20 protein-coding genes and 2 pseudogenes are annotated in these 25,542 nt (G+C 68.9%); 9 read left to right on the forward strand and 13 right to left on the reverse strand.

The window, feature by feature from the left end; all coding sequences use genetic code 11:
* Positions 1–406: 406 nt before the first annotated feature.
* The gene (locus ABD932_RS35045) at positions 407–943 is read right to left on the reverse strand and encodes a hypothetical protein (protein ID WP_345019196.1); all 537 of its coding nucleotides are present in this window, start codon (positions 941–943) and stop codon (positions 407–409) included.
* 270 nt (positions 944–1,213) lie between these two features.
* On the opposite strand from ABD932_RS35045, the gene ABD932_RS35050 reads away from it, so the two are divergent.
* Both ABD932_RS35050 and ABD932_RS35055 read left to right on the forward strand, forming a co-directional pair.
* Complete coding sequence (locus ABD932_RS35050) at positions 1,214–1,759, forward strand: hypothetical protein (RefSeq protein ID WP_345019198.1); 546 nt, start codon at positions 1,214–1,216, stop codon at positions 1,757–1,759.
* On the forward strand, positions 1,729–2,220 hold the full coding sequence (locus ABD932_RS35055) for an Rv1733c family protein (protein ID WP_345019200.1): 492 nt from the start codon (positions 1,729–1,731) through the stop codon (positions 2,218–2,220). The genes ABD932_RS35050 and ABD932_RS35055 overlap by 31 nt, the downstream gene beginning before the upstream one ends.
* Before the next feature lie 35 nt (positions 2,221–2,255).
* Here ABD932_RS35055 and ABD932_RS35060 read toward each other — a convergent pair whose 3' ends face one another.
* Complete coding sequence (locus ABD932_RS35060; RefSeq protein WP_345019202.1) at positions 2,256–4,205, reverse strand: potassium channel family protein; 1,950 nt, start codon at positions 4,203–4,205, stop codon at positions 2,256–2,258.
* Between the two features lie 242 nt (positions 4,206–4,447).
* On the opposite strand from ABD932_RS35060, the pseudogene ABD932_RS35065 reads away from it, so the two are divergent.
* Positions 4,448–5,565 (forward strand): annotated as a pseudogene (locus ABD932_RS35065) (amidinotransferase).
* A 622-nt stretch (positions 5,566–6,187) separates the two neighbouring features.
* Here ABD932_RS35065 and ABD932_RS35070 read toward each other — a convergent pair.
* Positions 6,188–6,562, reverse strand: a complete 375-nt coding sequence (locus ABD932_RS35070) for an ATP-binding protein (RefSeq protein WP_425587563.1) — start codon at positions 6,560–6,562, stop codon at positions 6,188–6,190.
* A gap of 169 nt (positions 6,563–6,731) precedes the next feature.
* Positions 6,732–6,938: a DUF2180 family protein gene (locus ABD932_RS35075; protein ID WP_345019204.1), complete on the reverse strand. Its 207-nt coding sequence runs from the start codon at positions 6,936–6,938 to the stop codon at positions 6,732–6,734.
* A 142-nt stretch (positions 6,939–7,080) separates the two neighbouring features.
* Between ABD932_RS35075 and ABD932_RS35080 the strand changes: the two genes are divergently transcribed.
* Positions 7,081–7,467 (forward strand): hypothetical protein, encoded by a 387-nt coding sequence (locus tag ABD932_RS35080; RefSeq protein WP_345019206.1) that lies wholly within the window; start codon positions 7,081–7,083, stop codon positions 7,465–7,467.
* 56 nt (positions 7,468–7,523) lie between these two features.
* On the opposite strand, the gene ABD932_RS35085 is transcribed toward ABD932_RS35080, so the two are convergent.
* The 3 genes from ABD932_RS35085 to ABD932_RS35095 form a co-directional block, all read right to left on the reverse strand.
* Positions 7,524–8,654, reverse strand: coding sequence for a site-2 protease family protein (locus ABD932_RS35085; RefSeq protein ID WP_345019208.1), 1,131 nt, complete (start codon positions 8,652–8,654; stop codon positions 7,524–7,526).
* Positions 8,655–8,806: 152 nt separating this feature from the next.
* The gene (gene nhaA / locus ABD932_RS35090) at positions 8,807–10,171 is read right to left on the reverse strand and encodes a Na+/H+ antiporter NhaA (RefSeq protein ID WP_345019210.1); all 1,365 of its coding nucleotides are present in this window, start codon (positions 10,169–10,171) and stop codon (positions 8,807–8,809) included.
* A gap of 60 nt (positions 10,172–10,231) precedes the next feature.
* Positions 10,232–11,032 carry a DUF3040 domain-containing protein gene (locus ABD932_RS35095; RefSeq protein ID WP_345019212.1) on the reverse strand — a complete coding sequence of 267 codons (801 nt, stop codon included), beginning with the start codon at positions 11,030–11,032 and terminating at the stop codon, positions 10,232–10,234.
* Positions 11,033–11,498: 466 nt separating this feature from the next.
* Here ABD932_RS35095 and ABD932_RS35100 point away from each other — a divergent pair, with 466 nt between their 5' ends.
* Complete coding sequence (locus tag ABD932_RS35100) at positions 11,499–12,578, forward strand: PucR family transcriptional regulator (protein WP_345019214.1); 1,080 nt, start codon at positions 11,499–11,501, stop codon at positions 12,576–12,578.
* Between the two features lie 556 nt (positions 12,579–13,134).
* Positions 13,135–13,419: a hypothetical protein gene (locus tag ABD932_RS35105; RefSeq protein ID WP_345019216.1), complete on the forward strand. Its 285-nt coding sequence runs from the start codon at positions 13,135–13,137 to the stop codon at positions 13,417–13,419.
* 129 nt (positions 13,420–13,548) lie between these two features.
* Here the strand turns inward: ABD932_RS35105 and ABD932_RS35110 are convergent, their stop codons facing one another.
* The 3 genes from ABD932_RS35110 to ABD932_RS35120 form a co-directional block, all read right to left on the reverse strand.
* Positions 13,549–18,435: a DNA repair ATPase gene (locus ABD932_RS35110; protein ID WP_345019218.1), complete on the reverse strand. Its 4,887-nt coding sequence runs from the start codon at positions 18,433–18,435 to the stop codon at positions 13,549–13,551.
* Positions 18,436–18,575: 140 nt separating this feature from the next.
* Positions 18,576–20,609, reverse strand: coding sequence for a flotillin family protein (locus ABD932_RS35115; protein WP_345019220.1), 2,034 nt, complete (start codon positions 20,607–20,609; stop codon positions 18,576–18,578).
* Positions 20,610–20,685: 76 nt separating this feature from the next.
* Positions 20,686–21,177 carry a hypothetical protein gene (locus ABD932_RS35120; RefSeq protein ID WP_345019222.1) on the reverse strand — a complete coding sequence of 164 codons (492 nt, stop codon included), beginning with the start codon at positions 21,175–21,177 and terminating at the stop codon, positions 20,686–20,688.
* Positions 21,178–21,738: 561 nt separating this feature from the next.
* On the opposite strand from ABD932_RS35120, the pseudogene ABD932_RS35125 reads away from it, so the two are divergent.
* Positions 21,739–22,053, forward strand: a pseudogene (locus ABD932_RS35125) (PucR family transcriptional regulator); the annotation flags it as partial.
* A 44-nt stretch (positions 22,054–22,097) separates the two neighbouring features.
* Here the strand turns inward: ABD932_RS35125 and ABD932_RS35130 are convergent.
* Positions 22,098–22,271 (reverse strand): hypothetical protein, encoded by a 174-nt coding sequence (locus ABD932_RS35130; RefSeq protein WP_345019847.1) that lies wholly within the window; start codon positions 22,269–22,271, stop codon positions 22,098–22,100.
* A 235-nt stretch (positions 22,272–22,506) separates the two neighbouring features.
* On the opposite strand from ABD932_RS35130, the gene ABD932_RS35135 reads away from it, so the two are divergent.
* On the forward strand, positions 22,507–23,034 hold the full coding sequence (locus tag ABD932_RS35135) for a TerD family protein (protein WP_345019224.1): 528 nt from the start codon (positions 22,507–22,509) through the stop codon (positions 23,032–23,034).
* A 160-nt stretch (positions 23,035–23,194) separates the two neighbouring features.
* Here the strand turns inward: ABD932_RS35135 and ABD932_RS35140 are convergent, their stop codons facing one another.
* Entirely contained in the window at positions 23,195–24,232 is a 1,038-nt protein-coding gene (locus tag ABD932_RS35140) for an SPFH domain-containing protein (RefSeq protein WP_345019226.1), read from the reverse strand.
* 4 nt (positions 24,233–24,236) lie between these two features.
* Positions 24,237–24,668: an NfeD family protein gene (locus ABD932_RS35145; protein WP_345019228.1), complete on the reverse strand. Its 432-nt coding sequence runs from the start codon at positions 24,666–24,668 to the stop codon at positions 24,237–24,239.
* A 294-nt stretch (positions 24,669–24,962) separates the two neighbouring features.
* Between ABD932_RS35145 and ABD932_RS35150 the strand changes: the two genes are divergently transcribed.
* A complete protein-coding gene (locus tag ABD932_RS35150; protein ID WP_345019230.1) occupies positions 24,963–25,484 on the forward strand; it encodes a peroxiredoxin-like family protein in 522 nt (173 codons plus the stop codon).
* Positions 25,485–25,542: the final 58 nt, after the last annotated feature.

Here is a 25,542-nt window from a genome sequence, read left to right on the forward strand (position 1 = left end):
CGGCCACCGCGGCCGGTGCGCCGACGGAGGTGAGGGCGAGGGCGGTCAACCGCGTCGAGGGAGCCGAGTCCTTTGCGGATCTTCCGATCCGTCCCCGCTCTTGCCTCGATCTTCCTACAACCGCAGGTCAGAGGCTCTTTGTCATTCTGCCTCTGCGCCAGCCTTGCTGATCCTTCGTCGGACAGCACCAGACGTACGACGGGACGGCTCGTGGCTACGCTGCCCCGGACCAGCTCGCCAGCGCGGCTCGGATCCATGCGGGCCGCGGTGCGCGGCCGAGCCCCGTCGGCTGGCCGACGACAGGCCCCCTTCGGCGGCGCGTACAGCTGGGCACGGTTACGGGCGCGGGCCGCGTCGTCCTCCGCCGCCATGCCCATAGCCGTCTCAGCGGCGTTCAGGAGCCGCCTCAGCGGCCACGTGTGCGGGTCGACGCCCTGGAGGGCGAGACTCCCGTCCCACGCCTCCCAGCCTGCCGCGACGGAGTCGAGGATGCGGCAGACGACGTAGTAGGGCGGCTACCACCACCGAACAGCTCGACCACCCATTCCAGGAGTTCCACGATCACGCGCGTGGGCAGGCGGAACCCATCGACGACGCGGGAGCCCTCGTGCTGGGCCGCGTACTCCTCGGCCTGGTCCAGGTCGCGGAACGTCTCCAGCGTCTCACCGTCCTTGACGACGTCCAGGCGCAGGAAGAGGTCCGCGGAGTCCTCCAGCATCTGCCGGGCGAGGAACAGGCGCAGCGCGCGGACCGTACGGCGCACGTCCTTGGGGTCGGCTTCGGCGAGGTTGTCCATGTCGACGCCCTTCGCCTTCTGCGCGTCCCGCAGCTCGGCGTAGGCGTCCATGAACTCGTCGCCCATGACCTCGGGTTGGAAGTGCAGCTCGGTCCCGCCGATGTCGGCGACGTGCGGTTCGGTGTGAAGGGCGAACAACTTCCTCACGGGTGGTTCCTTGTCTCCCGCTCCTCGCCCGGCCCAAAACCAGCGGCGCTATGCGAAGCGTAGCCGGACAGCATCACCCTCTCCTGGCCCGACGTCTTGGCCGCCTCCGGCCCTCGCGACACAATGCTGTGGCGTGCCTCGTAGCGGGGGGGAAGCATGCTCTCAGGACCAGAGGCGACCATCGTTGCTCGCGCAGGCGGCGCGGTCCTGCGGGGAGCAAAACAATATGCGACCACGTCCTTGGAATGGCCTTCGCTGCACGCCAGTCTGATGGAGCTGCACGCGATCACCGATGAGTGGTGCGAAGCCGCCGAACTGACTGCAAAGCTTATGCAGATGGTGCTCGATGGCGAGGTCGGGCCGCCACGTCGGACTTGGCCCAGGGGGAACCTCGACTTCGGTGACCCGGAGGTGATGAGCACCAGGCGCTTCACGAACCTCATGACAGTAGTGCGACATCGCCTCCACATCGAGCAACAGCTAACGCCGAAAGTTCCCCTGGTCAAGAGGCTGACCCCCGAGCAGAGGAGGAGAGCCGCGCGGCGGAATTTGCGCAACATGATGCGCGTGTACTGCCCCGAGCTGCTCTCCGATTTCGAGAATGCGACAGCCCGTCGGTATGAGTGGGTCAAAGCCAACGCGTCGGCAATCATGGAAGCCCTGATCACTCAGCCAGATGACCTTGATTCACTACGGACCTGGGCAGAGGAAGCCCGCCAGTGCGTTTGTGGCGGTGGCGGCGGAATCCGCTCCGGCGGCGCAGCGACGTCATCGAAGCCTGGGTCATGCTCGCTGGGTGGCTGCTGGCCCTCGTAGGCGGCCTGATCGCAGGGCTGACGGCGGCGGACGCGATCGGGCGGTCCACCGACCGGCAGCGGGCAGAGCGCCGCGAGGTCTCGGCCGTCCTCGTCGAAGACGCGGAGGACAAGGTTCGCACCAGGGCAGTGGGCGATCCTCGAGTGTGGGCGACGGTCCGCTGGACCGCGCCGGACGGTTCGACACACACCGACGAGGCCAGAGTCTCAGCCTTGAGTCCGGCCGGGAACCGGGTCTCGATATGGATCGACGAGGACGGTCGCCTCAGTGCCGAGCCTCTGACCGACGAGGAGGCGCGGTTCCATGCGGCCTCTGGAGGGGTGCTGGCCGGAGCGGGTGTGAGCGGCATCGCGCTGGGCGCTGTCTGGGTGGCCCGCCTGTACTTGAGCCGACGGCGTTTGAAGCAGTGGGCTGCGGAGTGGAAGCGGATCGACACGCGATGGGGGAAGAAAGCCGGCTGACCAGACCGGTCGAGGGTAGTGCCACAGAGACAGGTCTACGGTGTGGCGGGGTCGGCCGGACGGGGGTGGCGGCCGAGGAGTTCGGCGAGACCCTGACGGGTGGCGGCCAGTACGACCCGGTCCTCGGGCCGTAGAACGTACCCGGGGTGTAGCTCCCAGACGAGCCCGGGGGGCCTGTCGTCGCCGTCGGCCGGATGGGCCGCCGCGAGATCGGGACGACGGTCGGCGGGGGCGGCGGCGTCGAGGGCCAGGACACGCCAGGCCCCGGGGCGGAAGGCTTCGGCGACCGTGCGCCCCTCCAGTTGCGGGTGCCCTGCGACGACGAGGGCGGCGAAGAGGAGCACCTTGCGTTCCACGGGGATGGCGCCGAGGATCTGGCGGCCCATCATCGCGCCGGCGAAGGCGGGGGCCGCGAGGCTGGAGACGCTGCGGCTGCGGGTGAGGGCGTGCGGATGGGCGGTACGCAAGGTTCGGTAAACGGCGGTAGCGAAGTCGTCGTCGTACAGCCGCAGCGCGACACGCAGGTCGGGCTCGACGCAACGGGCGTACAGGACGGCTTCGAGGTTGGTGGTGTCGGAGCTGGTCAGGGCGAGCAGGGCATGCGCACGGTGGACCTTGGCGGACTCCAGGACGCCCTCCTCGGTGACGTCACCGATCACGGTGGGAATGCGCAGGCGACGGGCGAGTGGAATGCCGCGTGCCTCGGGGTCCAACTCCACGCAGACGACGGGGATGTCGAGTTCCTTCAGCCGGGCCAGCACACGGGTTCCGATCTTGCCCAGGCCGAGCAGGACGACATGCCCGGACAGGCCACGCGGCGGACGGCGCAGGGCGGAGGCGCTGCGGAAAGTGCCCAGGCCCTCCAGCACGGCAGCGGTCATCACCGGCAGCAGTAACAACCCGGCTAATCCGGAAAGGAGTTGGATGATCTGACGGCTCAGCGGCTCGCCGATCGCCGGGTCGTCGATGGCGAACAGGTCGAGCAGGGTGAGGTAGGTGGCGTGGACGAGGTCGTCGTCGGTGGTCAGCCAGGAGGCGACGGCGAGGCCGAGGACGCAGGCGAGCAGGCCGGCCAGCGACCAGCGCAGCCGACGCGAGAACAACTGGGAGAGTGGGGCTCCCCGGCCGGCCAGCCGACCGGTGGGCAGTACGGGCCCGCTGTACGAGACGGCTTCCAGCACCACTGTGCCGTGTCCGGTGCCTGCGGTCACCGCGTTCTCGTCCGGGAGGAGTTGGGGCGCCTCGGCGCCGCTTCTGTCCGAACCCTCCGCTCCCGCGGGATCGTTGGCGGTCGCCGACAGCAGAGCAAGGGTGCACAGGCCGGGGTCGACGACCTCACCGCGGCGCGGCGGAGTACGCTCCACCGCCCGCAACAGCAGTCCATCCGCCTGAACGACCTTGCTGGTACCCGCAACAGCGGTGGCGGCCAGTGCCGGGGCGGCGGTGTCCGCGTCGGACATGACAGTGGTGGAGGCGTCCAGAGCCACCGGGTCCAACCCTGGTGAGGCGACGATGGCGGCCTGGTCCAGGAGCTCTTCCAGCTGCTGGCCGAGCTTGCGGTTGTACAGCCGGATCACCAGCCGCACCTGTGGGTTGAGGCGCCGGGCGATCAGCGCCGTGCGGATGTTCACCTCGTCGTCCTCATACACCAACGCGAGCGCGGCGGCCCGTGCCACCCCGGCCGCGGCGAGCACCTCGTCGGTGACCTCCGATGCTTCCAGCACCTGTTCGTCATCGGCGGCATCCGGTGCGGTGCCCGCAACTCTGGTCATCACCGTGGACACCCGGCCGAAGAGCGCCGTCGCCAGATCCCGGCCGGCCGGCGACGTACCCGCCGCGACGCCGCTTCGGGTGGGGGCCACGAGCGTGACGTGCTCGCGGTAGACCTCGCGCAGTTCGTCCGACAGCCGGTAGGCCAGCCCGTCATCACCGCAGACGATCATGTGCCCACTGCGGGGTGGCATCTGGCGCGGGAGAGACGACATGGAAGATCACTTTGCCGCAGTCCGGCAGCTGTTTCCATGCCCACGGGACGGAGAACAGCAGAGCGCCACGGCGGCACGATGTTCGCGCCTTGCCATTCGTCCAATTGAAGTGCATGTGGTGACTCTGGCTCGGGAGGTACCTCATGGCCCGCAGCCACCGCTTTCACCCCGACCGGGACGGACATTCCGTCGCGGTTCAGCCGGCAGCGTCGGGTCCCGCCGAGCTGCTCGTAGACGAAAAGGTGGTCGGCGCGCGACTCCGCAGGGATGCCGAAGCACCTCGCGTCTCCCCGGTCAATTCGCACAACGAGTGGGACCCGCTGGAGGAGATCATCGTCGGGCGTCTCGATGGCGCGACGATCCCCTCCCGCCATCCGGCCGTCGTCTGCAACGTCCCGCCGTGGACGGGGCGGTTGCTGGGACTGGCCGGCGGCTTCAAATATCCGCGCGTGCTGATCGAGCGGGCGCAGCGCGAACTCGATCAGTTCGTCGATCTTCTGCGGTCCCTCGGCGTCACCGTCAGGCGCCCGGATGTGGTCGACCACAGGCGACACTTCGGCACGCCCGACTGGTCGTCGCGCGGTTTCTGCAACACCTGCCCGCGGGACAGCCTGCTCGTAATCGGCGACGAGATCATCGAGACCCCGATGGCGTGACCGTGCCGGTATTTCGAGACTCACTCCTATCGAGCGCTCCTCAAGGACTACTTCCGGCGAGGCACGCGCTGGACGTCGGCTCCTAAGCCGCAGCTCACCGACGCGCTGTTCGATGCGGATTTCCGCATCCCGGAACCTGGCGAGCCCATGCGCTACATCCTCACCGAGTTCGAGCCGGTGTTCGACGCGGCGGACTTCGTGCGCGCGGGACGCGATCTGTTCGTCACACGAAGCAACGTCACCAACCGCATGGGCATCGAGTGGCTGGGCCGCCATCTCGGGCCTGTCTATCGCATCCATGAGATCGAAAGCCGCTGCCGCACGCCCATGCACATCGACACGACGTTCGTCCCGCTCGCACCCGGCAAGGCACTGGTCAACCCTGAGTACATCGACGTCGGCCGCCTGCCCGACGTCCTGAGCAACGTGGGACATCCTGGTTGCCCCCGAGCCCGACCCGATCGACGAGCCCTTGCTCAGAGTCACCTCAATGTGCGGCAGATGGCTCAGCATGAACGTGCTCATGATCGACGAGAAGCGGGTGATCGCCGAGCGGCACCACCGGCATGTTGCACGCACTGGAGAAGTGGGGGTTCGAGCCGGTCCCATGCGACCTGCTGCACTACGCGCCGTTCGGCGGCTCGTTCCACTGCGCGACGCTGGACGTCCGGCGTCGTGGCACGCTCGAATCGTATGTAGATTGACCGGCCCATCAACACGGGCCCAGGCCGCGTGGCCGATGAGGTGGGTCGGCCTCACGTCACGTTTCCGAGCCTCGTACCCCGCTTGTCCCTCCAGCGCGGCGTGCCCGGCCGGAGAGTTCGTCCCTGTTACACAGGCCACCCAACAGCGTCGAGTCATGAAATGCGCGCCATCACCAAGGACTGCACGTCAAGAAGGCCATGATCGAATCACCGTGAAGATCCGGTGACACTGACAGGCCGTTGCCACTGCTGCCGGGACCGCCTCTTCAAGGTGGTCAGCGACGACCGGAGTGATCGGTGTCGTCGACCCGCGTCGCCAGCACGGTCCATGGCTGCGCCGCGCTCACAACAGGGCGGCCAGGAGACAGCAGTTGCCCGGCCTGGTCGGACGGGTGGTGCGGCGGCGCGAGTAGGCCGGGGCAAACACCATGCTCGTGGCCGAGAAGCTCTCCGAGGACCTCTGCCTCAAGGCGCGCCTGGCCCGCCTGCCCCTCACCCAATCTCCACAGCCGCAAGGGCCTGACCAGCCTGGTCACATCAGGCGGCCAGCTGGATTCCCGCCGGGATCGTCGGCCAGCCCGATCGCGGCCTTCAGGCGCTTGCCCACTGGTTCCCGCCGCACCTAGAAGCTACGGCAGACCGCCATCGCGATCTCCAGACCGTGCTGCCCGACCCGGCACGGATCGGCGGAACAGTCCGCCGGCAAGGTTGGATCGGTGTCCCGCACGCTGATCTCCACGGCGCCGTCGTTGACCTCCAGGTCCAGCAGGCACGGGCCGGGGGCGTATTTGCGGGCGTTGGTGACCAGCTCGCTGACCACCAACTCGACCATGCCCATCGCACGGTCCGACACCGGGATCCTGTGAACGGCCTGCACCTCGGTCATGAAATGACGGGCAGCATGCCGGGCCTCAGCGATCGGCTCGCTGCCGTCGAAGGCCATGGCGGACAGGATCGAGCGGCTGACCAACGGCTCATATTCGTCTTCGTGCACCACTGAGCCACACCGCCACTCTTGTCCTGAGCGCTCACGGTCAACTACGCGCATACCCCCGAGACGGCGCCGCACACGGCTCCAGAGCGGCAGAACTGACCCCCTTCACACAGGGCGAACCATGCCCCAAAGGATCTCCGACGCTTTCAGACTTCAGGTTCGGAAAGAGTCATTATGGAGATTTCTCCGCCGCTCGGCACACAGGGCAAGTCAGCTGACGGGCCGCAAGGTCGTGGATCACCTTGCCCGGCTGCGCGGGCCCGCGCAGTATCTGGCTCTCGGTGTGCACGTGATCAGCGCACACACCCGCTCCGCACACGCAGCACACGGCGACCGCGGCTGCAGTACGACCTTGCTGGACACATTCATAGCAGTCCATGGCGAGTGCCTTTCGTTTCGGGAGAGCGAGGGATCATGCAGTTGCAAACCACGGCTCTCCTAAGCCCCAAGAGGCTGCGCTTCTGGGGGCTTGCAATTCGTACACTGAAGGGGCATGTGGTGACTGGCCTTGGAGGTACCTCATGGCCCGTAGCCACCGTTTCCACCTCGACCGAGACGGCCATTCCGTCACGGTCGAGCCAGCGTCGGGCCACGCAGAGCTGCTGGTCGACGGCAAAGTGGTCGCCTCGCAGCGGCGGCGCCGCAAGGGTGCCACGGTGCTGGCCGCGGAGCTGCCCGGCGACCCGCCGCATCCCTTCACCGTCCGCGTCGACCGGTTCAAAGAGGCGGGGAATCCGCCTGTCTGCCTGATGGAGACCGGCGGTGTGCGCGAACTCATGCCCGACACACCGCTTGCCTCTCATCGGGCACCCTCCCCAGGTGTCGGCATCCCGCGGCATCCGGTGAAGCGGCTGGGGAGACTCGTGCGCCGGCGCTTGCGGCACTTGCAGACCGGTAACCGCCGTTAGACGACCGGTGGTCGAGGTGTCCCCGGCTGTCCGAGCGGTCTTGCGTGGGTCGGCCATCACTGGTTCTCCGTTCCGCCGAGTGTGTGGCGCTGCACGATCCGGGAGATGTCGCGGGCGGTGATGATGCCCACCAGGTGCTGGCCGTCGGTGACGAGGATGCGCGGGTCCATGCCCGGGCGGAGCTTTTCGAGGACGTCTTCCAAGAGGTCGTCCGGCGCGCAGGTCGTGATGTGCGACAGCGCGGTCGCCACGTCCCGCACGCGCAGTGTCTGCCGCTGCTCGGCGGGGATCCGCGCGAGCTGAGGCAGCCGCAGCAGGCCACTGGGGCGCCCTTGGAAATCGGTCAGGACGAGCGTCGAGTGGTGGGCACGCAGAGCCACGTCGTGGACGCAGCGTTCCACGGTGAACCAGTCCGGGCAGGTCTCCACGGGACCCGACATGGCATCGGCCGCTTTCACCCCGCGCAGAGCGGGGACCAGCCGGGCGCGCTGACGCTCGGCGCCGGCGACGATCACGAGGAAGAAGCCGACGAGCGCGAGCCACAGACCGCCGAAGGCTCCGCGCAGGACGGCGATCCATCCCAGAGAGATGAGCAGGATGCCGAGGATCTGTCCGCCGCGTGCGGCTGCTCTATCGGCACGGTCACGGTCTCCGGTACGCCACCACATCAGCGCCTGCACCACCCGCCCGCCGTCGAGCGGCGTGGCCGGCAGCAGGTTGAACACGCCGAGGACGACGTTCACCCACCCGAGCCAGACCAGGACGGCCGCGGGCACCGCCCAGCCGGACACCGCGTCCAGCCCGATGCCCGCCCCGATCGCGGCCCCGCCGACGACGAAGCTGGTGAGCGGTCCGCTCACGGCTACAAGGAAGGTCGCGCCGGCTCCGCGCGGTCTGCCCATCTCGGTCATCCCGCCCAGCGCCCAGAGCGTGATGCTCTTGACCTCGATGCCCTTCTTAAGGGCCGTGAACGCGTGGGCGGCCTCATGTGCCAGAAGGCTCCCCAGGAGCAGCAGGGCTCCGACCAGGCCGGCGACTGTGTACGTGGCGCTCGACTGATCCGGGACCGAGGCGGGGAGTGTTCGGCTGCCCAGGCTGGATCCGAAGAGCAGCACGAGCAGGGGCACCGACCAGTGGACGCGCAGCGGCACCCCGAGAACGCGTCCCATCCGTACGGAGCCGTTCATCGCCCTCTCCTGGGGACTGAAACCGGCGGTCCTGCGCACGTGCCGACGGGCCGGGGCGTCCATAGGACCGGACCAGCGCGGTGTCCCCCCACTGACAGTCTCACTCGCCAGGGGCGGATGGCCGAAGGCGTGGCTTCCCTGGGCACGTGGGGTCACCTTTCGCGTGTGGACGGGGTGCCGGAGTCGCCGCCGTGACGGGGCCGGTTCCGGCTCGGGGCGTCCGGGGCGGCGGTGTGGCGCTGGTAGATGTCGGGGATGCCGTCGGCGTTCACGTCGAGGTTCTCTTCCTCATACAGCCGCCGGTATTTGCTGTTCCGCGCTCTGAGCAGCACACAGGCCAGGAGGGCGGAAGCCAGGGAGCCCAAGAGGACCGCGGCCTTGATGTGCTCGAGGTCCTCGGGGCTCGGATAGACGAGTTCGCCGATCAGCAGCGAAACGGTGAAGCCGATCCCGGCCAGCATGGCCACAGCCAGCACGTCCGCCCAGACGAGGTCCCGGCTGAGGCGGGCTCCGGTGAAGCGGACGGCGAGGTAGGAGCCGCCGAAGATGCCCAGCACCTTGCCGGCCGCCAGTCCCACGGCCACGCCCAGCGGCTCCGGGTTGCTGACTACGTCCCCGAAGGTGTCGCCGGACACGCTGACGCCGGCCGCGAACAGGGCGAACAGCGGAATGGCCACCCCGGCGGAGAGGGGGCGGACCAGGTGCGCGATGTGTTCGGCCGGGCGCCGGCCGCGCTCACCGTCCTTCGCGACCCGCAGCAGCAGTCCCATGGCGACTCCCGCCACCGTGGCGTGCACCCCGCTGGCGTGCGTCAGGCCCCAGATCACCAGGGCCAGGGGCAGGTACCAGTACCAGCCGTGTACGCACCGTCGGGTGTGGAGGTGGAAGAACAGGCCCAGCCCGAGGGCGGCGCCGATGAGGGCGGGGAAGCTGATCGTCGAGGTGTAGAAGACGGCGATGACGAGGATGGCGCCCAGGTCGTCGACGATCGCGAGCGTGAGCAGGAAGGCGCGTAGCGCGGAGGGCAGATGGGTGTCGATGACCGCGAGGACGCCGAGTGCGAAGGCGATGTCGGTGGCCATGGGGACGGCCCAGCCGTTCCATGTTCCTCCCCGGGAGGTGGCGACGAGTCCGTAAAGGAGGGCCGGTACGGCCATGCCGCAGACTGCGGCGATCACGGGAAGTACGGCTGTGCGTCGGTGGCGCAGTTCGCCGACCACCAACTCGCGTTTGAGTTCGGCGCCGGCGACGAAGAAGAAGATCGCCAGCAGTCCGTCGGCTGTCCAGTGGGCCACGGAGAGGTCGAGACCCAGTGCGTCGATGCCGAAGTGGAAGTCCCGTATGGACTCGTACGCGCTGCTCAGCGGAGTGTTGGCCCACACCAGCGCCGCGGTAGCCGCTGCGAGCAGCACCATGCCACCGACGGTCTCCGTGCGCAGGGCGTCCGTCACGAACGTCCGCTCGGGCAGTGGGAGACGGTCGAGGAAGGTGCGGTCCTTGCGGTTGCCACCCGTCATAGGGGTTGATCTTTCGGTGGTTCAGCAGGGTGTCCTGGCGCTTCGAGCCGACAGTGCTGTTCAGGCCTGGAGGAGTCGTTTCAGCAGGTGGGAGGCCGTGACGACGCCGAGGAGACGGTCGAGGCCCCCGGCGTCCCGTTCGACAATGGCGATGAGCGGACTTCGGGTCTGGGCCAACAGTTCGGTGAACTCCATGGCCGTGCGATCGGGACCGGCAGCGGGCGGGAAAGGCCTTCCCGCCGGAAGACGGCCGGCTAGGGTGCGTCCCGCCAGTGCTCGGCACAAGCGATCGGCATGCGGCTCGTCGATCACGGCGGCGAGCACCGGGTCCTCCTGGATTGGCTGCCTGGCCGGGCCGACAACGAGCAGACCCGTCAGCCGCTGCTCGACGAGCAGTCTCTCCGCTTCCACGGCATCGGTGTCCGTGCTGACCGAGACGTACGACTGCGCCGGATCACGTGCACGCGTGAACTCCCCTCCTTGGCAGTTCCAGTTCGGTTGCTGACGGCGTTGCGCGGGCACGGTTGGCCCGGTGCCTGTCCGGGTCCGAGGGCCGCGGCGCTGAGTATGGACAGTCACGGTCGGCGCCAGGCCCTTTGCCGGTGGTCCCTGGTTGTCGCCGGACGGGGATGGCTTGGCAAGGATCGCCGTGAGAATCAGGCCCGCCAACGCGACGATGAGCAGTGCCACGATGACCTTCCGGCGCAGGCCATGCCCTCCACCATGGTCGTCGGCGTCATCCGGTTCATGGGGGAACTGGTGGTTCAGCGCATCCATCAGCGACACCAGCTCGGGATCGTCCCGGGCTAGGCAACGCTCGATCTCAGAGAGGATGCGCCGGTCGTCCATCGAGGGGTTCATACCGATCACCTGAGTCCTCCGGCGGTGCGCAGTCCGTCTTCGACGTGATCGGCGACCACCGGCGTGATCGTGTCGTCGATCCTCATCACGAGCACCGTCGGCGACTGCGCCATGCTCACCGCGGGGGCCGCGAGAAGGCAGCCCAGCGACACCAAGAGGATCCGGGCAATCCTCCGGAACGATGAAAGGAGGCGCCTTCGGGGCACAGTCGTGGTACCCCCTGTTGCATCGGTCTCCAGCGGGCGTTTTACTCACTGATTACCCTTGCGGCCCAGCCGGACGCCTGCCGATGACCGCGCAAACAAGGACGTCTCGCACCCCCTGTTTTGCCGCTCTTCGGCAAAATGGGAGCATGCCGACGCGAAAACGCCGCTCGGAGTCGCATACGGCGTCACCCGGTGCCACGGTGCCAGCACCGAATGCCGCACCCGCCGCTGGAAAAACGCCCACGACCTCAACTGCGGACATGAGCCGCCACGTGGGGCACCTCGCAGGGATCTCCCTCAGTAATCGGGGTCTGCCCCAGGAGGAACTCGAGGGTCTGCGCCAGCTCGCCGCCACGGCGGCCGACCGCGGAACGGCCCTGCCGCTCCTGGTCGCCGAATACGTCGACTCCGTCTCCCGCGCCTGGACCGACCTGCCCGCGATTCGGCGGGCTACGGAACCTCAAGAGCTCAAAGAGGCAGCCTCCGCCCTGATCAGGGCGGTCGGTGACGCGACCGTGGCGCTGACCGAGGGCTACGAATCCGCCCACCGCGCAGCCATCCGCGGCGAAGAGGCAACGCGGCGGGAATTCGTCGGCGACCTCCTCGAAGGCCGCACCGACCTCGGCCGACTCGCCGAGCGGGCCGAACGCTTCGGGCTGCGGCTCGTCGGGCCGCACCAGGTGAGCGTGGCCCGCGCCGAGAGCGCATTCGAGGCAGGCGATGACACCACCCGATATGTCGAGGAAGCATTGACCGCCTGCTTCGGTGCGCGGGACGTACTGATCACCACCAAGGACGGCCTACTCGTGTGCGTGTTTCCCGGCGCGCTGCCGGAGGTTCCGGACTCCTTCGCCGCCAAGGTGGGCGACGCCGTCGACGAGTCGTGCCGGATCGCCGTCAGCCGGCCCCGGCCCGGTCCCAGCGGCATCGTCCGCTCCTACCAAGAAGCCCGCAGCACCCTCGACCTCGCCGTCCTCCTCGGCTTCACCACCCGGCTCGTGCACGCCTCGGACCTGCTCGTCTACCAGGTCCTGGGCAGAGACCGCGCAGCCATCACCGACCTGGTGGCCACCGTTCTCGGCGGCCTCGAGGGAGCTCGCGGCGGGCCCAGGGCACTCCTGGACACCCTGACCGCGTACTTCGCCAGCGGCTGCCTGAACACCACCACGGCGCGTCGTCTCGGGGTGAGCGTGCGCACGGTCACCTACCGGCTCACCCGTATCCGACAACTCACCGGCCACGACCCCACCGATCCCGACCAGCGCTACATCCTGCAGACCGCCGCGCTCGGCGCCCGCCTCCTCGACTGGCCGTCGCACTCGCTGCAACCCGCCGAGTGATCCGCTCCGCTCCCTGCGGGTACAGCGTCAGGCATGAGCGAGTGGTCGCCAGTGCCGCCGGATGACACCACCGGTCTGCTGCCAAGTGGCATCCGTGGACGCGGCATCGCGCCTGCAAGGCCGTGGGCGTTCCGCATCCCTTCGCGTGGACCGGCTGCGCAGGGCTGGCCGATTGATTCGACTCACGGACGCGGAAGACGTACGAAGACTGCCGGAAGAGGGCAATGCCTGTCCGCCCGCCTCTGTGCGAGCCTCCTCCTGCGCTGGAGTTGCGGGCGGGAAACCACGGAGGAGTGGCATGAGACGAAGTTTCGCGGTGCACGCGGGTGCAGCACTCGTGCTGAGTGTCGCTCAGCTGTCCGCCGCCGCTCTCACTCTGCTCCCGGGGCACTCGGTATTCGGGGACGGAAAGCTCGCGGTCGGCCTTTCCATGCTGGCGCTCTTCCCTGTTTTCCTCACCGCCCTCGTCCGCGGCATCCTCCTCCAAACAGATGGGGTTCGTCTGGGTCGAAACCCATCGCTGCAGTGGCTCGCCCTACGCTGTCTCCCGCGTTCCGTGCAGGTGTGTCTCCTCGCCGTCTTCGCCGCGGGCATCGCGCTGGTCGTCAGCAGCAGCGGAGAAGACCGGCAAGCCCTCGACCCCCGGGACGGCCGCTACTACGCCGTCTACACCGGCATCCCGCGCCAGGAGATCGAGATCTCCCGAACCGAGTACGAGGCACTGATCAAGATCGATCAACGCACCATGTTCGCCATTCCGGGACTGCTGAGCGCCGGGGCAGCAACACTCGTACTGGTCACAGGACAGCTCCGGACAGCACCCGGCGTCGAGCGCGCATAGAGAGGAGCACACCGACTCCGGCCACAAGCGGCATGATCCGCGCACTGGCCCCCGCAGTCCCCGCCAATGCAACAAGTTCGTCGGCGAGAAGATCGTCTTCACTCCGGTCCCTTTGCTCCTCTCTCAGCGTCACTCCTCCCCTGGCTTCGAGACCGGACGAGCCGCATGCCGGGCAACGGGGTTGGTCGTCAGGTGGCGTGGGTCGGCGGCGCGGTTGATCGCCGTCTCCACGGCAGCGACCCGGTCGGCGAGCAGCCCGAGGGTGGCGACCGCGCGGGTGAAGGGGTCGTCGTCCGGGCCGCCCAGCGTCTGGGTACGGACGTACGCCGCCTTCAGATCGGCCCAGCGCAGCGCCTGTTCGTCCGTCAGTGTGCCGCGTAGTTCCGCCAGTTTCAGGAGGTTGGCCTCGGCGCCGGTGGTGAGGGTCTGGGCCTCGGCCGTGTAGTGGTCGTCGATCAGAGCCGCCAGCTCGGTGTCGTTCATGACCGGCTGGATGCGCTGGGCGATCTTGTTCATGTTGCGGTAGGAGCCCTGGAGTTGGAAGGGCGGTTCGGTGCGGGTGGCGTCGGACTGGCCGGCGGAGGCGATGTAGGCGGCGTTGACCGCCAGGACCGTCGCGCGGGCCGTGAGCAGGTGGCGCAGGACGGCCAGGATCCGCTCCCGTTCGGCGGGTTCGTACGGGTGGGTCAGTCGGTCGGCGCGGGCTGCGGTGTCCCCCTCGGCGAGGCGGATCAGCAGGTCGAGGTCGGTGCGGTCGCGGCCGGCGAGCGGGGCGAGGACGGGGTTCGCGGTGAGGGCGTTCTCGATGAAGCTGAGCGCGAAGGCGTGTTCCTTGCCGGTCAGGACGTCGCCGAGGTTCCACACGTCGGCGCGGTTGGCGAGCATGTCGGGGACGCGGAAGCGGCTGCCGGACTCGGTGTAGGGGTTGCCGGCCATGCAGACGGCGAACCGCTTGCCGCGCAGGTCGTAGGTGCGCGGTTCGCCGTCCCGTACGCCCTCGATACGGCGGGTGGCGTCGCACAGCGGAATGAACTTCTGCAGCAGTTCGGGCGAGGTGTGCTGGATGTCGTCCAGGTAGAGGAGCGTGTTGTTGCCGGCCTCCAGCGCGAAGTTGATCTTCTCGATCTCCTGGCGGGCGGTGACGTTCGGGGCCTCGGCCGGGTCGAGGGAGGTCACCGCGTGGCCCAGTGCCGGGCCGTTGACCTTCACCAGGATCAGGCCGAGACGGTCGGCGACGTACTCCATGAGAGTCGTCTTGCCGTAGCCCGGCGGGGAGATGAGCAGGAGCAGGCCGCCGGTGTCGGTGCGCTTGGTGTCGCCCGTAGTGCTCAGCTGCTTGGCGAGGCTGTCTCCGACCAAGGGGAGGTAGACCTCGTCGATGAGCTTGCTGCGCACGAAGGCCGACATCACCTGCGGCCGGTACTCGTCCAGGCGGAGGCGGGTGCGCTCGGCGGCCACCAACGCGGTCCGGCGGCGCTGGTACGCCCGATGGGCGGGCACCTCGCTGACGCGGAACTCCCTGGTGCGGGCGAGGATTTCGTCGATGCGGACGGTGAGCGTGCGGCCGTTGATGCGTGGGTGGGTGCCGAGCATTCCCTCGACTGTTTCGGTCAGCGGTGCGTTCGACTCGTAGCGGGGCAGGTCCGAGCAGAGCTCGGCGGCGACCGCCTCGGCCAGGTCGCCGGGGGTGATGTCCGTGCCGGTCGCGGTGGTGTACGACGTCAGCCATGCCTCGACGAGCTGCCGGCGGGCGGCCTGGTCGGCGAGGGCCGCGAGGTCGTCGTCGTAGGCGGACGTGCCCACCGTACGGCGGAACTTGTCGAGCAGTGTGCGGGTGCCGGCGCTGATGACGAAGCCGTCGGGGCCGCTCGTCAGCTCCTCGAAGAGGTAGGCGGCCGCCGCATCGGTGCCGATCGACTCCGCCAGCTCGGCCTGCAGGTCGGCGATTGCGGGTGCGAGGCCGAACGTGTCGCGGGCGCGGGCCATGGACACCGCCCGCCGGGTCCAGCTGTCGCGCTCCTGGGCCGTCGTGCCGTACGCCCAGAAGAGGTGGGCGGCGGCGCGGGCGGCGGGTTCGTGGCGGAGCAGGCCCGCCGAGTCGTTCAGCCGCAGCAGCGCGGTGAGGATCAGGGTCGCGTCGTGGTCATGGACGCCGCGCTCGTAGCCCTCGTCGTACGCCGCCTCCGCGGCGTGCCGGACCAGCGCGGGCAGGTCGGCCTCCGCGAGCGCGGCCGGGCCGTGCTCGTCGAGCAGGCGGGCGGCGAGGTGCTCGGCGCGGTAGACCTCCGTGGACTCCGACGGCAGCGGGCGGTCCCAGTACGGGCGGGTCGCGGCGAAGTCGGGATCCGTGACCGGCGAGCGGTAGTCGGTGCCGGTCAGCGCGAACGCAAGGCCCTCGCCGTGCGGGACCAGGGTCAGGTCAAGGGGCTGGGTGTTGACGGCGAAGCGGTGGGTGCCGAGGCGCAGGGTGCGGCCGTCGTCGGCGTAGAGGTCGGTGCGGTCGCGCAGGGCGCGCAGGGCCTCCTGGCGGGCGGACTTCAGGCGGCCGTCCAGCTCTTCCGCCCTGACCTGGTCGGCGAGTTCGCGGAGCTCGTCGGCGATACGGCGGACCTTGGCCGGCATCGGGTCGGAGGAGAAGTACGTGGCGACGGCGTCCGCGTCGGCGAGCGTGGCCGCCCGCCGGGTCACCGTCCGCAGCACACGGGACGCCGAGTCGGCCAGGCGCTCGGCGCGGCGGGCCCGGGCGTCGGCGAGGGTCTGCTTGCGGGCGGAGAACGCCTCGTGCACCTCGTCGCGTTTGTCCGCGAGTTCACCGAGGAAGTCGTCGAACTCGGCGAACCGGGACTCCAGGTTCTCCACCTGCACGAGCATGCGGGCGAGTTGCTCGTCGCAGGCCTCAGGGCTGTCAGCGGCCGCGAGGGAACCGGTGACAGCCTGTCCGAGCAGCGCGAACTCGGCGGCGAATTCGGCGCGCCCCTCACTGTCGAGGAGTGCGCGGCGTCGGCCGTCGAGGGTGGCTCGGGCGCGGTTGACGCCGCCGAGGACCTCGGCGATGCGCTCCAGGATGGCCGTACGGACGGTGGCGTCCCCGATGTCGAGCCCGGCGACGACCTCGGTCACCGTGCGTAGCCCCTCGGCGAGTTCGTCGAGGCGGGCGGCGACGGGCGCGGCCTCGGCAACGGTGCCGATCCCCTCGGCGTCCATCACGAGCCGCTCGATGTCGGCCCGGTGGCCGGCGAAGGCGTCCTCACGGGCGAGGTGGGTGACGGCCCGCTGCCCGAAGGCGGCGAGGTCCGATTCGACGTCGGCGGCGAGTTCGTCGATGCGAGCGGTGTCGGCGTACCGCATGTCCCTGAGGGTGAGCAGGTGCCCCTGGGCGTGTCGGAGTTCGGTCAGTCCCGACACCCAGGCGGCGGCGCTGCGCGGGGCCTCGCCGCGCAGGCGCCGTACGACCGCGGCGACGTGCGCTGCGGCTTCGGCGAGCGCGTCGGCGGCCTGCCGGGTAAGGGCCTGGACGGTCTCGAACTCGGCCAGAACCTGCTCGGCGGTCACCCTGACCTGTGTGAGCGGCTCGTGCAGGGCGCCGAGTTCAGGCTCGCCGAGCCAGTGGTAGGAGTCGGCGGCCCGGACACACGCGGCGGCCAGCGCCTCGTAGATCTCGCTGGTCGGGGTGGTCTCGGCGACAGCGCGCGTGATGGACAGGCAGTCGGAGATGCCGCGCACGAGGTCGGCGTTGCCGACGCGGGCGAGCGGGCCGGTGCCGACGGGCTGGGCGGCGGCGTGGGTGTCGGAGACGTACGGGGAGTTCCACAGCTGGAGCGGGTGGACGCGCTGCGGCTCATCGCTGTCCGCACGCAGGACCACGAGTGTGCCGTCGTCGAAGAGCGCCCAGCCGTGGCAGGACAGCGGGGTGTCGACCTCCTTGCGGATCATGTTGTAGGGCAGCAGCAGGCTGCGGCCCTCCACGCGCGCGTGGAACGCGAAGAGGACGTCCTCGCCGTTGGGCGAGCGGACCGCCCGCTCGAATTCCAGGGCTGCCATGTCCAAAGGGGCGGCGAGGCCGTCGAACGTCTTGTGCGCCCCCGTGGCCAGACAGTAGCCGCCGGGGAAGACGATCCCCTGGTCCTCGGGCAGTGTTCGGCAGGCCCGGCCGATGCCGTCGAGGCGGACGACGCTCTTGGTGAGCGTGTTGAAGACCAGATAGCGGTGGACGTCCTCCTTATAGGGGAGGACGTCCAACAGGATGAGGACGCCCACGCGCGCGTACGCGATGTCCGCGTCGGCGAGGGACTGCAGCGGCTCGGCGACCGGCTCGGCGTAAACGCCCTCGCCCGTCTCGGTGTTGTCCTCGACCTTGACGGTGAGGGTGCCGCCGACGGTCTCGACGAAGACCTCGCCGCCGATGGAGACGTGCGGGTGGCGGCCGAGGACGTGGTCCTCGCGCGTCGTCCGGGTCCACTCGAAGTCGTGGGAGGGCGGGAAGACGTGGTCGCGGTCGCCGCGGGCGTCCAGGAAGGCCGCCCGGCCGCCGTCGGTCAGCGCCCAGCGCAGGACACGGATGTCGCCGGCCTTCTCGCCGGTCTGGAAGACGGCCAGCAACTTACCGTCGATCGTGCGGAGTTGCAGGAGGTGGGCCTGACGGTAGTAGCGGTAGAGAGCCGCGAACTCCCGCACGAAGGCCGGGTCGTCGAGCAAGCCCGGCACGGCGTCCTCGGGCAGCCGGTTCAGGTCCCGGTCGTACAGCGCGAAGACGTCGCCCACCGTCGTCTCCGGCTTCAGGCCGAGGAAGACGTTGTGACCGAAGAGCAGGGCGTCGCCCACGGAGACGATGTCGCGGGGCACGCAGTTGTGCTCGGTGCGCAGCCGCTCAGTGCTCGTCAGCTCCAGCCGGACGGAGCCGAACTCCTCGGTGCGGCGGGCATTGAGCGCCTCGGCGCGGCGGGCGAGTTCGGCGGCCTGTGCGGTGAGGCGGTCGCGCAGCACCTCGTATGTGCCGGTGTCCAGACCGGTGGTCATGGGGTCCCTCTCAGGAAGTCGAAGAAGGCGTGGTCCGGAGCTGCCGTCCCCTGTGCGGCAGCTCCGGACCACGGGCCAGGTCGGGCCGTGGCGGCGCAGGTGCAGTCCTGGCGTGCCCGTCAGGCCCCGGCGTCGCGGGGTCAGGCCCTCGCGCTGCCGTTCAGTGCGGCCAGCGAGGTGTCGGCGAGGCCCAGTTCGCCGGCCTTGTCCAGGAGCTGCTGGAACTGTCCGGCGTTCGCGCCGCCGTTGTTCATGAGCTTCATCAGCAGGGCGGAGACGGTCAGGTTCTGCACGTCGGCCGTGGAGACCGAGCCGAGGATGCGGCTGAGGTCGTCGGTGAAGCTCGACGTGCCGTCCAGCCAGGGCTTCGCCAGCGCCTGAGCGGTGTCGGAGTGCTGGATGAATCCGTCGACGCCCTTGCCGAGGGCGATCGAGGACATCAGCCGGTCGAAGAAGACCGAGTCCCCGCCGACGATGTTGATGTCGGCGTTCTCCAGCCCGGTGGCCAGCACCGTGGCCTGCGCCTCGGCGACCTGCCGCTGCACGTCCAGCCCCGCGAGCCGGATGTCCTTCTCGGCCTCCAGACGCAGCCGGTACTCCTCGTGACCGCGGGAGGCGTCGTCCAGGGCCGCCATCGCGGCCGCCTTCTCGGTCAGACCAGCCGCCTCGGCCTTCAGCTTCCCGCTGATGCCCTCAGCCTCGGCCAGCGCCTTGGCCCGCGCACCGTCGGCTTCGGCACGCAGCCGGGCCTGAGTCGCCTCGGCCTCCGCACGGCCGGCCTTCTCGATGACCTCGGCCTCCTTGTCGCGGACCTGGACGGCGGCCAGGCCCTCGGCGGCGGACTCCGCCTGGATGCCCTCGGCGAGCCGCAGCTTGGCCTGCGCGTCGAGGTCGGCGCTCTTCAACCGGGCCTCGGCCAGGGTGAGTTCCTCGGCGGCACGGTGCACGGCGGCCTGCTCCGCTGCCTCCGCTGCCTTGATGTCCTTGACCAGCTGCTCCTGCGCCTCGGCCTCGGCAGCGATGATCACGGCCTGCCGGCCGCGCTCGGCCTCCTCCACGGCACGCAGCTTCTTGATGGCCTCCTCCTGCTCCGCGACCGTACGGTCCACGGCCACCCGCTCGCGGACGACCTCGGCGATCTCCCGCTTCTCCCCCTCGACCTCCTTGTCGGCGGCGATCCGGGTCAACTGGGTCTCCCGCTCCCGGGCGATGACCTCCAGAAGCCGGTCCTTCTCGATGCGCTCGTTCTCGATGGCGATGACCCGCTCGCGGTTCTTCTGCGCGACGGCGACCTCGCGGGCCTGGTTCTCGCGCTGCACACCGAGCTGTTCCTCGGTCTTGAGGAACGCGGACTGCGCCCGCAGCCGCTCCTCCTCCACCACCCGAGCCGTCTCGGCCTCCTCCCGGGCCCGCACGGTGTCGATCTCCCGCCGCTGCTTGATCTCGGCGTCCGCCTGACGGCGCTCCAGCTCCAGGATGGCTTCTCGGGCATCGACGTTCTGCCGGGTGATCTCCTTCTCCTCGGTGCGCTGGGCCTCGTTGGTGCGCACGTGCTCCACGGCCGTCAGCTCGGTGATCTTCCGGATGCCCTGTGCGTCAAGGACGTTGGCCGGGTCGAGCTGGGTGAGCGGCGTCTGCTCCAGGTAGTCGATCGCCGCGTCCTCCAGGTGGTAGCCGTTGAGGTCGACGCCGATGACCTCGATGATCCGGTACCGCAGCTCCTCGCGCTTGGTGTACAGGTCGGTGAAGTCCAGCTGCTTGCCGACGGTCTTCAGCGCCTCGGAGAACTTCGCGTGGAACAGCTCCTGCAATGTGTTCCGGTCGCTCGCCCGTGCCGTACCCACAGCCTGGGCGACCTTGATGACGTCCTCCACGGTCTTGTTGACCTTGACGAAGAACGAGATCCGGATGTCCGCGCGAATGTTGTCCCGGCAGATCAGGCCTTCCTTGCCGGCCCGCGTGATCTCTATGGTCTTCACCGAGATGTCCATCACCTCGGCCTTGTGCAGCACCGGCAGCACGACCTGCCCGGTGAAGGTCACGTCGACCTTGCGCATCTTGGAGACGATCAGCGCCTTGCCCTGCTCCACCTTGCGGAACAACCGGGCGACGACGAGTACGACGAGCAGGCAGGCGACGACGAGCACGCCGATGCCCACGATCATGGCGACCATGGCATACGTCCTTCAGGCGTAAGGGAATTGAGCATGAAGAGGAGGGGCCGGAGGTGAGATCCTGCGGCAGCGCCGCTCAGGCGGCGCGGTCCCGCGAATGGAGCGCGGCATCGTGCGGCACGCCCCCGTGGGCATCACGGCCGCGAGCATGCGGCAGCGCGGCAGCGGCGCCCGTGCGAGCCTCGCTCAGCACGGGCAGCCCGGGTTCATCCGGGTAGAGGCGGTGCAACGGCCGCACGATCAGGCAGGTCGCGGCCCAGGCGACGATCAGCGCCCCCACGGGCACGACCAGGCGCAGCACACCTGCGACGAATCCTGGGCGCGCGAACCCGGCCAGGACAACCGCCGCTCCGACACTCAGCGACCAGGCCAGCACCGTCAGCAGCGAGAAGGCGACCGTCACAGGCACCCCGCCCATGCGCCACGCCCGCAGGTCCACGTCCCCGTCGAAGCTGTCGGCGTCTGCGACGCCCACGGCGGCGAGGAGCCAGAAGCAGACGACCACGACGAGGGCAGTGGTCAGCAGGATCGTGGGCAGGCCCGTGGCCGCTGCCAAGAATGTCTGCATCTCCCCGCCCCCTTTTCCACCCTCGGCACGCATACCCGCGCCGACGCCAGCCGGTCCGGCGGCGCACGGCTCCTGCGGTCCCAATGCGGACACCTGCCGGTGCCGGGCAATGGAACCAACGGCCGTGGCCCCTGCGAGACATGCTGCCCCACCGGATCCCGCCCGCGCATTGCCGGTTTCCGGCAGTGTTCATCAATGCCTGCATGCCGGTGACCGCTAAGAAACCGTTACCAGCGCGTCAAGAAGCCGGGGACGACGTGACGGACCGGGACATTCCCCAGCAGTATTTCGACGGCTACGCCCGCATCCTGACGGACGAGCCTCGGCTACCGCCGACGCCTCGCCCGCGACGAGATCGCTCCCTAGCGGCCCTGGAAGAACGGATCGCGGACGACCGACCGTGGCCTGCACGTCCTGGCCAACGCGTACATGGCACCGCCCACGCCGCCTGGCCCGACCCCCCCGGCTCGGACGACAGCACGCTCGCCGCCGTACAGCTGGCCATCGACGCCTTCGCCGAAGGCTGCGAAGGCGCCCAGCGCCTGGCCGTACGCCAAGAAGATGCCGCCTGCCGTGAGTTCATCGGACGAGCTCCTCCACGGCCGCATCGGCCTCGGCCGCCCCGCCGAAAGCGCCGAGTACTTCGGCCTGCGCCTGTCCCACGCGCACACGGTCGCCGTCGCGCAGGGCCCCACCGTCCACGCCGAGGGCGACCCGACGCCCGGCAGGTGGAACGGGCGCCCGTCCCCCGCTTCGGCGACCTCAGCGTCCTACTCACAGGACGGTCGGCTGCTGCGCATCGCCTCCGGCCGCCAGGACGAGGTACTCGCCTACCTCGCCAAGCAGGCACACGCCGCGACCGACGGCGGCCGGGCCGCCATCGGCCCTACCCAGCCCGGCCCCGGCGGCGTCGTCCAGTCCTACGAAGCAGCCCTCAACGACCTCCAGCAGCCGAGCGCCTCGACCTCGGCAACCCGGTGCTGCGCGACGCCGATCTGCTGGTCTACCCCGTCCTTACCCGCGACCGCCAGCCCAGGGTCGACCTCGTCCTCGACGGCCTCACCGCGTACTTCGACTCCGACTGCATCGCGCACGAGGCCGTTCGACGGAGTGTCTCCCCCGCCCGGCCTGCAAAACATTGCCTGGGCGGTCCGATCTGTTCGTGCATGGGACACCGGAAGGCCAGTACTTCAGTCCTCCCCGGAACGCACCGGCCCGCCGCAGGGGCCAGCCGCACAAGGCTTCAACAGGGTGACCGAGAACCATACTTGACTGTGCGGGGACCATCCGTCCCCTGATGGCTTTCGGTACGGAAGAGGCGGTAATCCGGTGAGCAGCGACAGCCAGGGAGTGGCGAAGGCCGAGGTGCGGCTCAAGTGGGACCCGAGTCCCTGGGATCAGCCACCTCATCATCTCGACATCATCGCCGCCACTTACTCGGCGGACGCCCCCTACGGGCCGCCGGTATACGTCGTCCACTTCGACAGCCGCTCACCGGACGGCACCATCAACATGAGCCGGCACAGCCAGACCGGTCAGGGCTTCGGCTATGTCGAAGTGATGACGCTGGAGCTTGATCGCCTCGCATCCTCCTTCGCACGGGTGGTTGTGGGCGTGGCGATCCACCAGAACAGCGGCCCCAAGACCTTCGGTGACATATCGAACGCCGGTGTGCTGGTGGTCGAGGGGTACAAGGAGCTACTGAAGAACGAATTCGCGCAGGTCGCCGGATCCACCGCCGCGACCGTCGCCGAGTTCACCCGGGATACCTCCGGAGCCTGGGAGTTTCACGAGATGGTCCGAGGGTTCGACAGCGACGCCGTGGTCTTCGCTGCAGAGATGGGCAGCGCCCCATAGCGCTGACCGCCAGCAGCACGGAAACGTACGGCCGACCCCGGTGGCGCCTTCATGAGCTCCTGGAACCGGAACGGCAAGCACCCCGAAAGCATCGCCGTCTCGGCCCCGGCATCACTCGCCCGACTGGGGCGGCTGATCGTAGGCCGAGACGCGGCCCCCGTCAGCGAGGTGGCTGAGACGGGAGGGTATCGGGGGTGGCGCCCTCGGCCTTGGCTGCGTCGGCGAGGGCAGCAGCAGCGGCTTCTTCGGCCTGAGCCGTGTCGCTGGCGGCCTGGGCAACCATGTCGTCCGAAGGCTTCTCCCGGGTTGCCGACGACTGAGGCAGTACCTCGCTGAAGGCGCGGGACACGCCCTGGAGCGCGGAGGTGACCTCGCTGGGGATCACCCAGAAAGTGCTGCCCGAGCCTTGCGCGAGTTGGGGCAGCATCTGGAGGTACTCGTAGGCGAGAAGCTTGGGGTCGGGGTCGTTGCGATGCACGGCCTGGAACACTTCGTCGATGGCCCGGGACCGGCCCTCGGCCTGGAGGATCGCAGCGGTGCGGTTGCCCTCCGCGCGCAGGACGGCGGCCTGCTTGTCGCCTTCGGCGGTGAGGATCTGCGACTGGCGTTGGCCCTCGGCCCCGAGAATCGCGGCCCGCTTGTCCCGCTCGGCTCGCATCTGCTTCTGCATCGCGTCCTTGATGGACTGGGGCGGGTCGATGGCCTTGATCTCCACCCGGTTGACCCTCAGCCCCCACTTCCCGGTGGCCTCGTCCAGCACGCCACGGAGCTGGCTGTTGATGGTGTCCCGTGAGGTGAGCGTCTTTTCCAGGTCCATGGACCCCACGACGTTGCGCAAGGTGGTGACGGTGAGCTGCTCGACCGCCTGAAGGAAATTCGCGATCTCGTAGAAAGCCGCTCGCGGGTCGGTGACCTGGAAGTACAGGACGGTGTCGATCTCGACGACCAGATTGTCCTCGGTGATGACCGGCTGCGGTTCGAAGGAAACGACCTGTTCCCGAAGATCGATCACCGGATGAACGCGGTCGATGTAAGGGATCACGAGGCTGAGGCCGGGAGTCAGGGTCCGGTGATAGCGGCCGAGTCGCTCGACATTACGAGCGCGCGCTTGAGGAACGATACGGACCGCCCGCACCACGGTGAAAACCGCGAACAGCGCGACGATCAGGCCGGCAATGAGGAACGCCGAGGTGTCCATGGTTTCAGTCCCTGGGGTAGACGATCGCGGTGGCGCCGCTGATCTCCATGACGTCGACGGTCTTTCCAGCAGGAATCACCAGCGTCTCGTCGTAGGCGCGGGCCGTCCATTCCTCTCCGTCAATACGGACCCTGCCGCCCAGGCCCGTCACCTCCGAGACGACATAGGCAGCCCTGCCAACCAGTGCGTCTACGCCGAATCGCGCCGCTTGGGGTTGCCGCACGTGGCGCAGCGCAATGGGGCGTACGAACAGCACGGTGACCGTAGCGACGACGGTGAACACCAAGAATTGGAAGGGCAGCGGCAACCCGACCGCGGCGGAACCCGCCGTGACCAACGCGGCCACGCTCAGCATTCCGAGCGCAGCGGTAAGGGTGAAGATCTCCGCCACAGCCAGCACGGCTGCGATGATCAACCAGATCACAGATAGATCCATTACCGTCCCTTCTTACCGGTGCGGGTGCGGAAGGGATTGAATCTCACCATTGGACCCCGACACGGGACAGTCGCGGTACTCCTGGGATATGGAAACCCTGCCGAACGAGCGAGGGCGTACTGGTGCAACGCACCGCAAGCGACACTTCACACCTTTACAACTACTTTACCCATTCGGAGAAGATCGCTCATTTCACGCCGACGAATGGGTCTGCTCTCGCTCGGGAATGAGAAGGTCCGCCACGGCCTCACGGATGCGTTCAGGATGGCGGTCTTCGGCAGTTCGGTGAGGATCATGCGTTCCTCGGTGCCCGCCCCCGCCTTCAGCCTGCCCTCGGCCACCGGCCAGACCGTGCCCCTGGACGACCTCCTCGCCGCAGGCCCCGTCGTGCTCACCTTCTACCGCGGCGCCTGGTGCCCCTGCTGCAACATCGCCCTGCGCGCCCTCCAGCAGCACCACACCGACATCACCGCACGCGACGCCCGCCTGGTGGCCGTCTCCCCTCAGATCCCCGATGAGTCCCTCTCCCTGACCGAGAAGCGCCACCTCGCCTTCGACGTGCTCAGCGACATCGGCTCCGACACCGCCAAGCAGTACGGCCTCGCCTTCGACCTTCCCGACGACCTCGCCACCGTCCACGACAAGCTCGGCTTCGACCTCCAGCGCGTCAATGGCGGCCACCCGCGCACACTTCCGCTGCCCGCCACCTACGTCATCGACCGCGCCGGCACCGTCCGCTGGGCCTTCGTCACCACCGACTACACCACCCGCGCCGAACCGGCCGACATCCTCGCCGCCCTCGACACCCTCGGCTGAGCGCGCTTCGCGTCGAGCACGGCGACGATGTCCACGAGACTCGGGGTGCGGCACGGCT

The organism is Streptomyces shaanxiensis, assembly GCF_039537145.1.
GTDB lineage: Bacteria > Actinomycetota > Actinomycetes > Streptomycetales > Streptomycetaceae > Streptomyces > Streptomyces shaanxiensis.

What these genes read in the sequence shown, in the direction of transcription:
- ABD932_RS35050 (WP_345019198.1), top strand. Translation starts at nt 1,214, where the DNA reads ATGGAGCTGCACGCGATCACCGATGAGTGGTGCGAAGCCGCCGAACTG.
- ABD932_RS35055 (WP_345019200.1), top strand. Translation starts at nt 1,729, where the DNA reads ATGCTCGCTGGGTGGCTGCTGGCCCTCGTAGGCGGCCTGATCGCAGGG.
- ABD932_RS35060 (WP_345019202.1), bottom strand. Translation starts at nt 4,205, where the DNA reads ATGTCGTCTCTCCCGCGCCAGATGCCACCCCGCAGTGGGCACATGATC.
- ABD932_RS35075 (WP_345019204.1), bottom strand. Translation starts at nt 6,938, where the DNA reads ATGGACTGCTATGAATGTGTCCAGCAAGGTCGTACTGCAGCCGCGGTC.
- ABD932_RS35080 (WP_345019206.1), top strand. Translation starts at nt 7,081, where the DNA reads ATGGCCCGTAGCCACCGTTTCCACCTCGACCGAGACGGCCATTCCGTC.
- ABD932_RS35085 (WP_345019208.1), bottom strand. Translation starts at nt 8,654, where the DNA reads ATGAACGGCTCCGTACGGATGGGACGCGTTCTCGGGGTGCCGCTGCGC.
- nhaA (WP_345019210.1), bottom strand. Translation starts at nt 10,171, where the DNA reads ATGACGGGTGGCAACCGCAAGGACCGCACCTTCCTCGACCGTCTCCCA.
- ABD932_RS35095 (WP_345019212.1), bottom strand. Translation starts at nt 11,032, where the DNA reads ATGAACCCCTCGATGGACGACCGGCGCATCCTCTCTGAGATCGAGCGT.
- ABD932_RS35100 (WP_345019214.1), top strand. Translation starts at nt 11,499, where the DNA reads ATGAGCCGCCACGTGGGGCACCTCGCAGGGATCTCCCTCAGTAATCGG.
- ABD932_RS35110 (WP_345019218.1), bottom strand. Translation starts at nt 18,435, where the DNA reads ATGACCACCGGTCTGGACACCGGCACATACGAGGTGCTGCGCGACCGC.
- ABD932_RS35115 (WP_345019220.1), bottom strand. Translation starts at nt 20,609, where the DNA reads ATGGTCGCCATGATCGTGGGCATCGGCGTGCTCGTCGTCGCCTGCCTG.
- ABD932_RS35120 (WP_345019222.1), bottom strand. Translation starts at nt 21,177, where the DNA reads ATGCAGACATTCTTGGCAGCGGCCACGGGCCTGCCCACGATCCTGCTG.
- ABD932_RS35140 (WP_345019226.1), bottom strand. Translation starts at nt 24,232, where the DNA reads ATGGACACCTCGGCGTTCCTCATTGCCGGCCTGATCGTCGCGCTGTTC.
- ABD932_RS35145 (WP_345019228.1), bottom strand. Translation starts at nt 24,668, where the DNA reads ATGGATCTATCTGTGATCTGGTTGATCATCGCAGCCGTGCTGGCTGTG.
- ABD932_RS35150 (WP_345019230.1), top strand. Translation starts at nt 24,963, where the DNA reads ATGCGTTCCTCGGTGCCCGCCCCCGCCTTCAGCCTGCCCTCGGCCACC.